The organism is Kushneria marisflavi, assembly GCF_002157205.1.
In the GTDB taxonomy this organism is placed as follows: Bacteria; Pseudomonadota; Gammaproteobacteria; order Pseudomonadales; family Halomonadaceae; genus Kushneria; species Kushneria marisflavi.
Genome location: NZ_CP021358.1, coordinates 1,520,970 through 1,534,609, shown reverse-complemented (window position 1 = coordinate 1,534,609; position 13,640 = coordinate 1,520,970). Strand labels below are relative to the sequence as shown.

Here is a 13,640-nt window from a genome sequence, read left to right as displayed (position 1 = left end):
CGACATGAACGGTGTCGACATGAACGGTGTCGACATGAACGGTGTCGATGTGCCCAGTGCCGGGATATTGCAGTTCGGCACAAGCCGGTTTCTGCTGGCCCATGTGGATGCCTTCGTCAGCGCCTCGCTGGCGGCTGGCCACACCCAAAAGCGAGTGGTCGTGGTGCAGTCCTCGCCGCGTCCGACCGGGCGCGACAAGGCCCATGCCCTGATGCGCCTGCGCCGCTATCCGCTGCGGATTCGCGGCCGGCGTGATGGTCAGGATATTGATGAGACCCATCAGATCGATGCGCTGGCCGGCTGTCTGATTGCCGACGAGCAATGGGCAACCCTTGAGGCGCTTTTTGTCGAGCACATCACGCATGTGGTCTCCAACACCGCTGATCGCGGCTATGAGGTGGCCGAGGGTGACAGCCCGTGTGCGGCACTGCCGCGCAGTTTCCCCTGTCGGCTTTTGAAGCTTTTACGGGCACGTTTTGAGGCCGGGCGAGAAGGCGTCACGCTGATGCCGTGTGAGTTGCTCAGTGACAACGGCCAGGTGCTGCGCCGGCTGATGCTGGATCTGGCCGGTGAGCACTACGCCGATGACGCCTTCCGCGACTGGCTCAAGATTCAATGCCTGTGGGTAGATACCCTGGTGGACCGCATTGTCTCCGAGGCCCTCGAGCCGGTGGGCGCCGTGGCCGAACCCTACGCGCTGTGGGCGGTGCGACGCGTACCGGGGCTGGAGATGCCCTGCTGTCATCCCGATGTGCACCTGGTCGATGAGGTTGAGCCGTTCGAAAAACAAAAGCTCCACATTCTCAATCTCTCCCATACCTTTCTGGTGCACCAGTGGCAGTCGCAGTCACTGACAGATGAGATCACCTTCGTGCGAGAAGCCGTGGCAGACCCGCGCCTGCGCGCCCCGCTTGAGGCGCTGCTGGATGAGGTCGTCGCCCTGCTGGCACGCGCCTTCCCGATGCTGGACCCGGCGGCCTATCGCGCCACCACGCTCGAGCGCTTTGAAAATCCCTTTCTGGACCACCGGCTGGCGGATATCGCCGACAACCACGACGCCAAATGCCAGCGCCGCGTCATGCCGCTTCTGGCGCTGGCTGAGCAGCACGACATGAACCTTCCCCTTCTGCGCGCCTTTGCGGCGGAAATCGATGGTCGCCGGTAAACGCCTGCGCCTTCACCGACAAGGAGTCAGCATCATGCGTCATTTCATTCTGGGCTGTATCGCAACGCTTGGCGTGGCATCGCTGGGCCTGAGCGCCTCGGCCATGGCGGCTACGGAAATCAAGGTGGCCTACGGCAATCAACCGGGCGAGCCAATCGATGTCGCCGTGAAAAAATGGGCCGAGTGGGTCAAGCAAGAGAGCAACGGTGACCTGATATTGCAGCCGTTCCCGGCCAGTCAGCTCGGCTCTGAAACCGAGGTCATGGAGCAGGCGCGCTTTGGTTCGGCGCTGATCGGGATCAACGCCTACAGCAACTTCATGGATTCGGTGCCGGACTTGAGCGTGCTGGATGCGCCGTATCTCTCAAAGACCTTCGACGACAAGCTCAAGGTGTTTGATTCGCCATGGTTTGCCGAGCAGAACAAAAAGCTCAACGCTCAGGGCTATCACATCGTGGTGCCCAACGTGATCTACGGCGAGCGACAGCTGCTGTCGAAAAACGCCGTCAAAACCCCGGAAGACCTGAAGGGCGTGAAGGTGCGGGTGCAGAACTCGCCCATGTATGTGGCCGCCATTCGTGCCATGGGCGCGATCCCGACCCCGATGTCACTGGGCGATGTCTATCCGGCGCTGGCGCAGGGCATGGTCTCCGGGGTCGAGAATCCTCCGTCGGTACTCTTTGGTGGCAAGTTTTATGAAGTCGTCAAACAGCTCAATCTGACGCGTCATATGCAAACCGTGACACCGTTTGTGACCGGTGAGGCCTTCTGGCAGAAGCTCGATGATGATCAGCGACGCATTCTCGATGAGACCGGCAAGCGCTTTGCCGACTACGCCAGTGAGCTGGTAATGGCGCAGAACGACAAGGACATCGAGCGGCTGAAAGAGGCCGGCGTTCAGGTCAACGAGGTCGATATCGCACCTTTCCAGGCGCGCGCTCGCCAGGAAATTCCGAAGGATTTCCCGCAGTGGTCGCCGGGACTCTATGAGCAGATCAGCGAGATCATCAATGGCTGAGGCTGAGGCTGAGGCTGAGGCTGAGGCTGAGGCTGGGGCTGGGGCTGAAGCGGGTGCAGGACGTTATGCCCCCATTGATGGCAGCGCCTGTTGAACGGCACAAGGAGCGGGGGCGCGATGCCCCCGACCGGGAGAGCGATGATGAAGACCCTGTTGGGCGGGCTGGATCGTCTGATGCATCTGGACGAGGTGGTGGGCAGTCTCGCCCTCTTTGCCCTTTTCGTGATTGCACTGGCCAATGCGCTGATGCGCTACTTCCTCAACACGCCGCTGGCCTGGGCCGAGGAGGTGCTTCAGCTGCTGCTGGTCTGGGCCACCTTCATGGGCGCCAGTGCGCTGGTGCGCCGTAACGAGCACGTATTGATCGACCTGTTCGGGGAGCGACTGCCCGCGCGGCTCGAGCGCTGGCGTGAGCGGATCTTCAACGTCGTCATGGTCATGATTGCCGCCGGCGCAATGCTCTACTGGGGGCTCAAGCTTTTGCCCTTTGCCGCCTTTCGCAGCACCCCGATGCTCCAGATTCCCTATTTCTGGGTATATCTCGTTATTCCACTCAGTGCCGCCATGATGCTCTATCACGGTGCACGTCGGCTGTTCACGCGATAGGAGAGAGACGCTTATGGCAGTCCTTGCTGCACTTGGCGCCCTGATGGTGCTGTTTTTCATGGGCACTCCGGTCGCCTTTGCCCTGTTTCTCTCGACGTTTCTATATTTTCTGGTCGGTGCCGATCAGCCATTGGTGCTGCTGATCCAGCGTCTGGCCGGCGGTCTGGAGTCCGTGTCGCTGCTGGCCATTCCCTTTTTCATCATGGCCGGCGTGTTCATGAACTACTCCGGCATCACCACCCGACTTTTGAATCTGGCCGAGCTTTGTACCCGTCGCTTTCATGGCGGGCTGGCCCAGTCCAATGTGCTGCTGAGCACCTTCATGGGCGGACTGTCCGGCTCCAACATTGCCGATGCCGCCATGAACGCCAAGCTGCTGGTGCCGCAGATGGATGCGCGCGGCTACCCCACGCCCTTTTCCGCGGCGATTACTGCCGCCTCGTCGCTGATTACCTCAACCATTCCGCCCGGCATCGCGCTGATCATCTATGGCTACGTCAATAACGTCTCGATCGGGCGGCTGTTCATGGCCGGTGTGGTGCCTGGTATCGGGATGGCGCTGGTCATGATGGTGATGGTGTCGATCATGTGTCGGCGTCACGGCTATCAGCCGCCGCGCCGCGAACGGGTCTCTCGTCATGAATGGATCAGCGTGACCCGGGCCGGATTGATTGCGCTGGCCCTGCCGGTGCTGGTCATCGGCGGCATTCGCATCGGCGTCTTTACGCCGACCGAGGCCGGAGCCATGGCGGTGGCCTATGCGCTGATCGTGGGGGTGTTTGTCTATCGCGAGCTGCGCCCGGCAACGATTGCGCTGGCCACGCGTGAGTCGCTGCTGTCCGCGGTGAACGTGCTGTTCATCATCTGCGTGGCGTCCGGCTTTGCGCGCTTTCTGACCTGGGAACAGGTACCGCAGACCATCACTACCTTCCTGTCGGCGGAGGTGAGCAGTGCGGTGGCGTTTCTTTTACTGGCGAATGCCATTTTGCTGGTGCTGGGCATGTTTCTGGAGGGCAATGCCATCCTGATCGTGCTGTCACCGCTGCTGGCGCCGGTGGCGGCACAGTTCGGTATCGATCCGGTGCACTTTGGCATCATTTTCATCTTCAATGCCGCCATCGGGACCATTACGCCCCCACTGGGCACCGTCATGTTCACCACCTGCAGTATCACGGGCGTGAAACTGCCCGACTTCATCCGAGCGGTGGTGCCCTTCTGGCTGTTGCTGATTGCGATGCTGCTGCTGGTGACGTTTATTCCGGCGCTGTCACTGACGCTGCCGGCCCTGGTGTTCTGACAGACGATGCCCGGGCCGGTCATGCGCGGGAGATCAGCCCGCCTTTTGCGGCCAGTCGTAGTCGAGCCAGTGCTTGAGCTGCTGATCAAAGGTGCCGCTTTCCTTGAGCTGGCGCAGCCACTGATCAACAAAGAGTTTGAGGTCCATGTCCTTTGGCAGCAGGACCGCCTTTTCGGAGAAGTTGAACGGCTGGTCGGGGTGGATGGCACACAGCTCGGGATGAAGATTGGCCTGCAGGCGCGTCTCGATGGCGTCGGTCATCATCAGATCGGCCTTGCCCTGCGCGATCTGGTCGAAAATGGTGACGTTGTCCTCGTAGTCAACAATCGTGCCCTTGTGCAGATGCTCGCGGGCAAAGCGCTCGTTGGTGCCACCCGGATTGACGATCACGCGAACGCCGGGCTGATCGATCTGCTCAAGCGTTTGATAGTTCGCCTGATCATCGCAGCGGGCGATGGGCGTTTTGCCATCACGCTGATAGGGCGCGGAGAACCAGGCTTTTTTCTGGCGGTCCAGATTGACCGAAATACCGCTCATGGCGATATCAAAGCGATGGTTTTGATAGTCCTGCATCAGGGTGGGCCAGCTGGTGGGCACCAGCTCAAGCTTTACGCCCAGAGTCTGGGCCAGGTTGGCCGCCATGTCCGGATCAAGACCGATAAAGCGGTGGTCACCCGTGCGATAGCTGAAGGGCTTGTAGTCGCCGGTGGTGCCGACCCTGAGCGTGCCGCGCTCGATGATCTGATCCAGCGCGGAGGGCTCGGTGCTGTCAGCCGCCTCGGCATGCGGGGCAAGGCAGACGCCCAGCATCAACGTCAGTGCCGCAATCCAGAGGATGGCCGCGAGCAGTGCAGAAGAAAGACGACGCGCCGGCAGGGTGCGGGCATGTGCGCGCAGCAGTCGAACCATGAGATGTTCCATCGCAGATGAATCCGGTCACAGATACCGGATGGGCAGTGTGTTATCAGACACCAGAACGTGTATCGACGCGGGAGGGTACGCTGATTGCGCGCCGATGGCGACCCTGCCTGGGCCAATGGCGAATACACCGGTCATGGCGGTGTTCAAAAATCGTGAGAGAGGGGGCATGCCTCTTTTCATGATGCTGTCCCTCAAGTGCCACTGGCCGATGTATTCACGGTGACAAATCGACAACAGGAGATGTGCCCCATGCAGGAGATTGACTTCTCACGCTGTCTGCCCGAGGACCACAGCGCCGCTGCGCTGGTCGGGCGGGTCTGGCATGGCGATGGCCCTCGAATCGTGGCCTTGCGCGACGGCGAGCTTATCGATATCACCGCGCACGTGGGCACCATGAGCGCCCTGCTGGATCACGAGGATCGACTGTCGCTGGCGCGGCAAGCTGATGGGCCGTCGCTGGGAGACGTGACGTCCTGGCTATCGCAGTCGCTGGCCGACAGTGCCGCGACGCCCGATGAGCGCAGTGATCGACTGCTGGCCCCTTGCGATCTTCAGGTAGTGAAGGCCTGTGGCGTGACCTTTGCCGTCAGCCTGCTGGAGCGGGTGATCGAGGAGCAGGCGGCCGGGGATGCCACGAAGGCCGGCGACATTCGTGCCCGGCTGCGTGAGCTGATCGGTCAGGATCTGTCAAACATCGTGCCCGGCTCCGAAGCCGCCATGACCCTGCGCGAAGCGCTCATGTCACGCGGGCAGTGGTCGCCCTATCTGGAAGTGGGGATCGGTGTGGATGCCGAGGTGTTCAGCAAGGCGGCGCCCATGTCATCGGTCGGGTTTGGTGCCAACGTGGGCCTTCACGCTGCCTCGAACTGGAACAACCCGGAGCCTGAAGTGGTGCTGGCGATGGATGGCCGGGGCGAGCCCCGCGGCGCGACACTGGGCAACGACGTCAACCTGCGTGATGTCGAAGGGCGCAGCGCACTGCTGCTCGGCAAGGCCAAGGACAACAACGGTGCCTGTGCCATCGGGCCGTTCATTCGCCTCTTTGATGAGCACTTCACCCTGGACACGATTCGTCAGGCGCAGGTCACGATGCGCATCGAGGGCAGCGATGACGGCTTCATGCTGGAAGGGCGCAGCGACATGCGCGAGATCAGCCGTGACCCGCTGGACCTGGTTCGCCAGACCTGCGGTAGCCACCACCAGTACCCGGATGGCTTCATGCTGTTTCTGGGCACGATGTTCTCACCGGGCAAGGATCGCGATATTCCCGGGCAGGGCTTTACCCATCATGTAGGAGATCGGGTCAGCATCCACACCCCGGCGCTGGGTACGCTGATCAACCGGGTCGATCGCAGTGACGCCATCGCCCCCTGGCAGTTCGGCATCGGCGCCCTGATGCGCTATCTGGCCGGGCAGCCGTCACAATAGCGCCGTATGACAGGGCTTTCGGCGCCCCATGGCACCGAAAGCCCTGATGGATGCGGCAGGGCATCGATCACACCACCCGGAACTCGATCTCCTCACCGCTTTCCGAGCAGCTGCCGATCTTCACCCGGAAAAGCCCGGGCTCCTGGACGCGTTCCAGCTCGGCGTTCAAAAAGCGGCGCATCTCGGGGGTGACATGGAAGACCACTTCCCGGCATTCGCCCGGGGAAAGCCGCAGGCGCTGGAAGTCCTTGAGCTCACGCAAAGGCCGCACAACGCTGGCATGCACGTCCTGCAGATAGAGCTGAACGACCTCGGTGCCTTCGACATCGCCGGTGTTGGTAAGCGCCAGTCGAACCTCAAGCGTGTCGTCCAGGCCAATTTCCGAACACGCCGTTTCGAGCTCGCCGTATTCGAACGTGGTGTAGGAGAGTCCGAAGCCGAAGGGATAGAGCGGGGCGTTGGGGATATCCAGATACTGCGAGGCGTACTTGGGATCGACGCCTTTGGGGCGCCCGGTGTTAAAGGCGTTGTAATAGATCGGGATCTGACCGGCATTGACCGGAAAGCTCATTGGCAGCTTACCCGAAGGATTGACGTCCCCGAACAGCACGTCCGCCACGGCGTTGCCGGCCTCGGTGCCCGGCCACCAGGCTTCCACAATGGCCGGCGCCAGATCATCGAGTTCAGTCAGTGTCAGCGGTCGGCCGTTGAACAGCACCGTGGCGACGGGCGTGTCGCCGGCCTCGGCCAGCACACGACGGGCGAGTTCAAGCTGCGCGCCGGGCAGGCCTGTGTCGGCTCGGCTGGCGGCCTCGTCGGCGTCGGCTTCGTCCTCACCGAGCGCCAGCACCACGGCGTCGGCCTGACGCACCAGCTCCAGCGCCTCCTCGATACCGGATGTGTCGTTTTCACCGATCTGGTTGGAAGCGCCCTCGGCGTAGAGGATCACCGCGTCCTCGCCGAGCCGGTTGGCCAGACCTTCACGCAGGGTCACGGTGTCGTCGTGATCGCCGTTGCCGTGCCAGGAACCGATCAGACGCGGCGTGTTGCCCAGCGGTCCGATCAGGGCAATTTTTCGGTGATGATCTCCAAGCGGCAGCACGTGGCCGTCATTTTTCAGCAGCACCATCGATTCTGCGGCCTGTTCACGGGCGGCGCGACGGTGTTCAAGGGTGAGCAGGCACTGTGCTTCGCGCGCCTCATCGGCGTAGCGATATGGGTCCTCGAACAGGCCCAGCGCGGCCTTGAGCCACAGGATGCGCCGCACCGCCTCGTCGATGCGCGCTTCCTCGACCTGACCGCTCTGGACCAGCGCTTTTAGAGTGTCGATGAAGTAGCCGGACTGCATGTCCATGTCGACACTGGCGTTGACCGCCCTGCGTGAGGCCTCCGAGGCGTCGGCCGCCACACCGTGCTGCTCAAGCTCCATGATGGCGGTGTAGTCGGTCACCACCATGCCCTCAAAGCACCATTCGCGGCGCAGGATCTGATCGAGCAGCAGCGGATGGCAGGTGGCCGGCAGGGCATTGAGGGTGTTGAACGCCGTCATGACGCTGGCGCAGCCTTCACTCAGTGCGGCCAGAAAGGGCGGTAGATAGATCGAGCGCAGGCGCCACTCGGACATGTCGACGGTGTTGTATTCTCGCCCGGCCTCCACCGCGCCGTAGGCGGCGTAGTGCTTGACGCAGGCGGCCAGCGTATCGGTGGCGCCCGGGTCACTGCCCTGAATGCCGCGCACCTGGGCACGCGCGATCAGCGACGTCAGATGCGTATCTTCGCCGGCGCCTTCCATGACCCGGCCCCAGCGCGGATCACGGGCGACGTCCACCATCGGCGCAAACGTCCAATGCACGCCGGAGGCCGCGCCTTCCACTGCCATGATGCGAGCGGCACGCTCGATGCCCTCCATGTGCCAGCTGGCCGCCTGAGCGAGCGGGATCGGAAAGATCGTTCGAAAGCCGTGAATGATGTCGTAACCAAAGAGCAGCGGAATGCCGAGCCTTGAATGCTCGACCGCCTGTCTTTGCAGCTCGCGGGTAAACTCGACGCCAAAGGCGTTAAACACCGAGCCGACCCGGCCTGTGCGCACGTCCGCCTCGATCTCGGTATTGGCAGGGGCGCCGGTGGTGTCACGACTGCCCGCAACCTGATTCATCTGGCCGATCTTTTCTTCCAGCGTCATTTGCGCCAGCAGTGTGTCCACCTGCTGACACAGCGCCTGATAGCGCTCGGGGCTGACACCAAAGGGCCGCGTGTTCCTGTTCGACAACATCAACGACATTCCTGTCCTCCTTCAGGCCGAGCGTTCGAAGTAGTGCACATCAAAGAGTCCTTCATCGTCACACCAGTGCGCGCGCGTTTGAAAACCCGCATGACCGGCGAGTTTTTCAAAGCCCTCGCGGCTGTACTTCCAGGAGTTTTCGGTGTGGATATGTTCGCCTGCGGTCAGGGCAATGGTCTGGCCATCCAGAGCGAAGGTCTGGTCGCGCTGGCTGACCAGGTGCATCTCGATGCGCGAAGCGGCCTCGTTGTAAAAGGCCAGGTGCTCGAAATCGCCGGGAGAGACCTCGGCGCCCAGCTCATCGCGCAGACGGTGAATCAGATTGAGGTTGAACTCGCGCGTCACGCCGGCGGCGTCGTTGTAGGCCGACTCCAGCCGGTCGCGATCCTTGATGCGATCGACCCCGATCAAAAGCCCGCCACCGGGTGGCAGCTGGTTGTGAATCCGCTCCAGCAGATCCATCGCCTCACGCGGGGTGAAGTTGCCGATCGAGGAGCCGGGGAAAAACACCACCGGTCGGGCATCGCCTTCCAGCACCGGCAGGCTGAATGGCGCGGTGAAATCGGCGCACAGGGCATGCACCGCAAGCCAGGGATAGTCATTGGCCAGGCGGTGGGTGCTCTCCAGCAGAAAGTCACGTGAGATATCCACACCCAGATAATGACGCGGGCGCAGGGCATCGAGCAGCAGTCGAATCTTGTGGGAGGCGCCGCTGCCCAGCTCGATCAGATCAATGTTCTGACCCACACAGTCCGTGATGGCCGACACCGAGCGTTCAAGAATCATCTCTTCTGTGCGGGTGGGGTAGTACTCCGGCTGCTGGCAGATTCGATCAAACAGTTCGGAACCGCGGTGATCATAAAAGTGCTTGGGCGAGATCCAGCGCGGTGAGTCGGTCAGCCCGAGGGTGATCGCCTCCAGCAGGCTCTGATCGCTGTCAGGCTCTGTCATTTGATCGTGAAACCACACCCGGTGGCGGTTGCTCGGAGAAGAAAACGCAGAGGAGAGTGCCTGTGACATGACGACCGATCCTTTTTCAAAAGCGCTGGAACTCAGGGATTACGGACCGGGCCGTGCCCAATGGGCGCAGCCCGTACAGGTTCAGACATCGCGCGCCAGCCGGATGCCGGAAACGGCCCAGCGCGCCTGGGGCGGAAAGAAGTTGCGATAGCTGGGCCGAATATGATCACCGGGCGTGGCACAACAGCCGCCACGCAGCACCATCTGGCCGGACATGAACTTGCCGTTGTACTCGCCCAGGCTGCCTTCCAGCGGCGTAAAGCCCGGGTAGGGCAGAAAGGCGCTGCCGGTCCACTCCCAGACATCGCCAAACATCTGCTGCGGCCCCTGACCCTGTGTGGCAGCGCTCGCCTGCGGTTGCAGCACCTCATCCTCGACAAAGTGCCCCGTCGGGCGCTGATCTTCCGCAGCGGTTTCCCACTCGGCCTCGGTAGGCAGTCGAGCGCCGGCCCAGCGGGCGTAGGCGTCGGCTTCATAGAAGCTGACATGACACACCGGCGCGCTCGGATCGAGCGGCACCAGCCCGCCCAGGCTCATGGTGTGCCAGCGGCCTTCGACCCTTAGCCAGTATTCGGGCGCCTGCCAGCCGGTCTGGTGGATCAGGTGCCAGCCATCCGACAGCCACAGCTCGGTGCGCGTATAGCCGCCATCCTCGATGAATTTGAGGAAGTCGGCATTGGTGACCGGGCGGTCGGCCAGTTCGAACTCGGCCACATACTGGCGGTGGCGTGGCGTTTCACTGTCAAAGACAAACCCCTCGCCGTCGTGCTCGCGTGCGGACTGCGTCGGGTAGTCGGCCCCAATCTGTCGCACCCCGGCGGCATAGCGGTGCCAGCGTGGTTCATTGTTTACAGGGGCAGGGGCGGTGGGGGCCTGTTCGGCATTGGCCAGCAGCCTGCTGCGGATATCGTCGCGATAGACCGGATGCAGCGGGTTACAGGAGAGGATGTGCTTGATATCCATCACCAGCAGTTCCTGATGCTGCTGCTCGTGGTGCAGGCCGATCTCGAGGCGGTCGATGATCTCGTCGAGGTGCTCAAGCGGCGGTGCGCTCAGAAGCCGCTCCATTTCGCGGTCGATGTGGGCGCGAAAGTGGTAGACCTGCTTGACCGTCGGCCGCGAAATGGTGCCACGCAGATGTCTCGGAAACGGCTTGCCGTGGGTTTCGTAATAGGAGTTGAACAGAAAGTCATACGCCGGATCGGGCGTTTCATAGCCCTTGAGATAAGGCGTGAGGATGAAGGCTTCAAAAAACCAGCTGACATGGGCGAGATGCCACTTGGGCGGACTGACATCCGCCATGCTCTGAACCATGTAATCCTCGGTCTCGAGCGGGGCGCACAGGGCTTCACTGGCGCGGCGCACGCGCTGAAAGCGGCGCAGCCACTCGCGGGTGTGGGCGGCGTCGGCGGTATCGGTGGGTACCCGGGTCGTCTGGGTCATGAGGGGGTCCTTTGATGAAATCGCATCAATGGGTGAACAGGGGACGCCCTGTGACATTCTCCACGGAGCAACCAGGCCACAGAGCAACAGAGCGTATGTCTTTTCAGCGTAGCAATGCCTTTCCCGGGTGCCCGGTCGGATGTCCGGAAATTTGTCACGGTGGGTAAGGCGGTGTGACGCTCTTCGCTCATGGCGAAGTGCTAGACTGCGGTTTTCCTCTTTTTCTCCCGCCGGTTATCAAGCGCTCATGTCTGATCTGCCACGTCCGTCCGCCTCCCTTTTATGGCTGCTGGCCTTTGCACTGGCCGCCCTCAATCTGCGTGCGCCCATCGTGGTCATCGGCCCGGTGCTGGAGCCGATCATGGCGTCTCTCGACATCGGCGCCGGGGCGGCGAGTCTGCTCACCACCGGCATGATCCTCTGCTTTGGGCTGCTCTCGCCGCTGGCACCGACGCTTTCGGCCCGGCTGGGGCTGGATCGGGCCATTGCGCTGGCGCTGGTCGCGGTGGCCATCGGTAGCCTGCTGCGCGGTATTGAGGCCTTTCCCGTGATGCTGCTCGGTACCCTGTTTGCAGGCCTGGGTATCGCCTTTGGCAACGTCTTCATGCCGAGTCTGGTCAAGCGTGACCGGGCCGACCGGCTGGGGCAGACCATGGGGCTTTATACGGTGGTGATGGGTATTGGTGCGACGCTGGCGGCAGGGACCGCGGTGCCGCTGTTGCAGGCCAGCGGCCACTGGTCGACGCCGGTACGGCTGTGGGCCGGGCTTGCCGTGGTGGCCGCCATCTGCTGGCTGTGGCTGGCGTTTCGACGGGCCGTTGCGCCGCAGACGGGCGGGCCGGTGCGCATGACGGCGCTGTTCAGGAGTCCGGTGGCCTGGACGCTGACGATCTTCATGGGCATGCAGTCGCTGAGTTTTTACACCCTGCAGACCTGGATGCCCTCGGTGGCCATCAGCTCGGGGGTGTCCAGCACCATGGCCGGCAACATGGTGTCGCTGCTTAACCTGGTGAGCATTCCAGCCAGTTACGTGATTGCCCGGGTCGCGGCGCGCATGCACCGTCACAGTCTGCTGGTGCTGGGCATGTGTGGATTGATCGCCATTGGCCTGGCGGGCCTTTTGCTGGCTCCGACAAGGCTGCCGGCACTGTGGGCGGTGCTGCTGGGCGCCGGGCAGGGGGGCTGTTTCAGCTTCGCGCTGACGATGATCGTGCTGAGAACCCGCGAGTCGCAGCACGCCGCGATGCTCTCCGGCATGTCGCAGAGCGTGGGCTATCTGCTTGCCGCCAGCGGGCCGCTCCTGTTCGGAGCACTCAAGGCCATGACCGGCGGCTGGGCAGCCTCAATGGGGCTTTTGATGGTGCTGCTCGGCGTTCAGGCCGTGGCCGGCTTTTTGATCGGCCGGCCACGGATGGTGACCCTAGCCCGCCGATAACGCGTTCGAGGATCGGGCGCACTCATCAACGCTGGTGGCCAGATGCGTGATCAGCGCGTCATAAAGGCCGGGGCCGGGGTCCATGCCGGCGCCCAGCGGGTCCATCACGATCGAGGTGTTGACGGGCATATCACCGAAGATGCTCTCGATCATGCGTGGATTGAACTGCGGCTCCGAGAACACGCACGATACCTTCAGCGCCTGCACCTTCTCCTGCAGTTCGCGTATTCGCGCCGGCCCGGGGCTTGAGGCATCTCCCAGAGCGATGGCGCCGGCGGCGTGAACGTCAAAGCGCTCCTCGAAATACTGATAGGCGTCGTGGAAGACGATAAAGCGCGTGTCGTGGTCATCGGCCAGGCGCTGCTCGGTGGTCGAGACCAGTTGATCGATGCGCTTTTGAGCGTTACGAGCGTTGTCATGATAGGTGTCAGCGTGCTCGGGATCGGCCTGGGCCAGCGTATCGGCCATGACCTTCAGCCAGACCCGGGCGTTGTCAGGGTCAAGCCAGGCGTGCGGGTTCAATCCGCTGTGCGAATGGCCGTGCTCGTCGCCATGGGCATGATGATCTCCTTCCTGGTCATGGTCATGATCGTGGTCATGCGCTTCGTCGTGCCCATGCTCGTGCGATTCGAAGGTAGCGCCTTCGCGGTAATCCAGGCGAGTGATGCCCGGGGCGTCGAGCAGCACGACCGAATCGGCGTCATCGGCCAGAGTGTCAACGGCATCGGCCAGCCAGGGCGTCAGCGCCGGTCCGACCCAGAACACCACATCAGCGTTATCCAGCGTCGAGGCTTCCGAGGGGCGCATCGAATAACCGTGCGGCGAGGTGCCGGGCGGCATCACCATCTCGGGGGTGCCCAGATTCCCCATCACCTGTGCAGCAAGCGATTGTACAGGGGCGATATCCACCGCCACGCGAGGCACATCGGCCAGCGCCAGCGACGGAACAAACAACAGCGGCAGCAGCCAGTGACAGCGATATTTCATTGGGGCATCTCTAGCGGGGGATGAGTTACTGGTAAATGT

At 62.5% G+C, this 13,640-nt stretch carries 11 protein-coding genes; 6 read left to right on the top strand and 5 right to left on the bottom strand.

Annotated elements, in window-relative coordinates; genetic code table 11:
- Window positions 1-19: 19 nt before the first annotated feature.
- The 4 genes from B9H00_RS07060 (at window position 20) to B9H00_RS07045 (ending at window position 4,086) form a co-directional block, all read left to right on the top strand.
- Entirely contained in the window at window positions 20-1,165 is a 1,146-nt protein-coding gene (locus B9H00_RS07060) for a mannitol dehydrogenase family protein (protein WP_236944380.1), read from the top strand.
- Window positions 1,166-1,199: 34 nt separating this feature from the next.
- Window positions 1,200-2,183, top strand: coding sequence for a C4-dicarboxylate TRAP transporter substrate-binding protein (locus B9H00_RS07055; RefSeq protein ID WP_086900055.1), 984 nt, complete (start codon window positions 1,200-1,202; stop codon window positions 2,181-2,183).
- A gap of 141 nt (window positions 2,184-2,324) precedes the next feature.
- Window positions 2,325-2,789 (top strand): TRAP transporter small permease, encoded by a 465-nt coding sequence (locus B9H00_RS07050; protein WP_086901751.1) that lies wholly within the window; start codon window positions 2,325-2,327, stop codon window positions 2,787-2,789.
- Window positions 2,790-2,802: 13 nt separating this feature from the next.
- Window positions 2,803-4,086, top strand: a complete 1,284-nt coding sequence (locus B9H00_RS07045; RefSeq protein WP_086900054.1) for a TRAP transporter large permease — start codon at window positions 2,803-2,805, stop codon at window positions 4,084-4,086.
- Window positions 4,087-4,119: 33 nt separating this feature from the next.
- Here B9H00_RS07045 and B9H00_RS07040 read toward each other — a convergent pair whose 3' ends face one another.
- Entirely contained in the window at window positions 4,120-4,995 is an 876-nt protein-coding gene (locus B9H00_RS07040; protein WP_086901750.1) for a transporter substrate-binding domain-containing protein, read from the bottom strand.
- A gap of 261 nt (window positions 4,996-5,256) precedes the next feature.
- Here B9H00_RS07040 and B9H00_RS07035 point away from each other — a divergent pair, with 261 nt between their 5' ends.
- Window positions 5,257-6,435: a fumarylacetoacetate hydrolase family protein gene (locus B9H00_RS07035; protein WP_086900053.1), complete on the top strand. Its 1,179-nt coding sequence runs from the start codon at window positions 5,257-5,259 to the stop codon at window positions 6,433-6,435.
- Window positions 6,436-6,502: 67 nt separating this feature from the next.
- Here the strand turns inward: B9H00_RS07035 and bglX are convergent, their stop codons facing one another.
- The 3 genes from bglX to egtB all read right to left on the bottom strand — a co-directional run bounded on the left by bglX (window position 6,503) and on the right by egtB (window position 11,179).
- Complete coding sequence (gene bglX / locus B9H00_RS07030) at window positions 6,503-8,707, bottom strand: beta-glucosidase BglX (RefSeq protein ID WP_211329606.1); 2,205 nt, start codon at window positions 8,705-8,707, stop codon at window positions 6,503-6,505.
- A 21-nt stretch (window positions 8,708-8,728) separates the two neighbouring features.
- Window positions 8,729-9,736, bottom strand: a complete 1,008-nt coding sequence (gene egtD / locus B9H00_RS07025; protein WP_086900051.1) for an L-histidine N(alpha)-methyltransferase — start codon at window positions 9,734-9,736, stop codon at window positions 8,729-8,731.
- 81 nt (window positions 9,737-9,817) lie between these two features.
- On the bottom strand, window positions 9,818-11,179 hold the full coding sequence (egtB, locus tag B9H00_RS07020; RefSeq protein WP_086900050.1) for an ergothioneine biosynthesis protein EgtB: 1,362 nt from the start codon (window positions 11,177-11,179) through the stop codon (window positions 9,818-9,820).
- Window positions 11,180-11,426: 247 nt separating this feature from the next.
- Between egtB and B9H00_RS07015 the strand changes: the two genes are divergently transcribed.
- A complete protein-coding gene (locus B9H00_RS07015) occupies window positions 11,427-12,614 on the top strand; it encodes a CynX/NimT family MFS transporter (protein WP_086900049.1) in 1,188 nt (395 codons plus the stop codon).
- Here the strand turns inward: B9H00_RS07015 and B9H00_RS07010 are convergent.
- Window positions 12,600-13,601, bottom strand: coding sequence for a zinc ABC transporter substrate-binding protein (locus B9H00_RS07010; protein ID WP_086900048.1), 1,002 nt, complete (start codon window positions 13,599-13,601; stop codon window positions 12,600-12,602). The genes B9H00_RS07015 and B9H00_RS07010 overlap by 15 nt on opposite strands.
- Between the last annotated feature and the right edge of the window lie 39 nt (window positions 13,602-13,640).

What these genes read in the sequence shown, in the direction of transcription:
- B9H00_RS07060 (WP_236944380.1), top strand. Translation starts at nt 20, where the DNA reads ATGAACGGTGTCGACATGAACGGTGTCGATGTGCCCAGTGCCGGGATA.
- B9H00_RS07055 (WP_086900055.1), top strand. Translation starts at nt 1,200, where the DNA reads ATGCGTCATTTCATTCTGGGCTGTATCGCAACGCTTGGCGTGGCATCG.
- B9H00_RS07050 (WP_086901751.1), top strand. Translation starts at nt 2,325, where the DNA reads ATGAAGACCCTGTTGGGCGGGCTGGATCGTCTGATGCATCTGGACGAG.
- B9H00_RS07045 (WP_086900054.1), top strand. Translation starts at nt 2,803, where the DNA reads ATGGCAGTCCTTGCTGCACTTGGCGCCCTGATGGTGCTGTTTTTCATG.
- B9H00_RS07040 (WP_086901750.1), bottom strand. Translation starts at nt 4,995, where the DNA reads ATGGTTCGACTGCTGCGCGCACATGCCCGCACCCTGCCGGCGCGTCGT.
- B9H00_RS07035 (WP_086900053.1), top strand. Translation starts at nt 5,257, where the DNA reads ATGCAGGAGATTGACTTCTCACGCTGTCTGCCCGAGGACCACAGCGCC.
- bglX (WP_211329606.1), bottom strand. Translation starts at nt 8,707, where the DNA reads ATGTTGTCGAACAGGAACACGCGGCCCTTTGGTGTCAGCCCCGAGCGC.
- egtD (WP_086900051.1), bottom strand. Translation starts at nt 9,736, where the DNA reads ATGTCACAGGCACTCTCCTCTGCGTTTTCTTCTCCGAGCAACCGCCAC.
- egtB (WP_086900050.1), bottom strand. Translation starts at nt 11,179, where the DNA reads ATGACCCAGACGACCCGGGTACCCACCGATACCGCCGACGCCGCCCAC.
- B9H00_RS07015 (WP_086900049.1), top strand. Translation starts at nt 11,427, where the DNA reads ATGTCTGATCTGCCACGTCCGTCCGCCTCCCTTTTATGGCTGCTGGCC.
- B9H00_RS07010 (WP_086900048.1), bottom strand. Translation starts at nt 13,601, where the DNA reads ATGAAATATCGCTGTCACTGGCTGCTGCCGCTGTTGTTTGTTCCGTCG.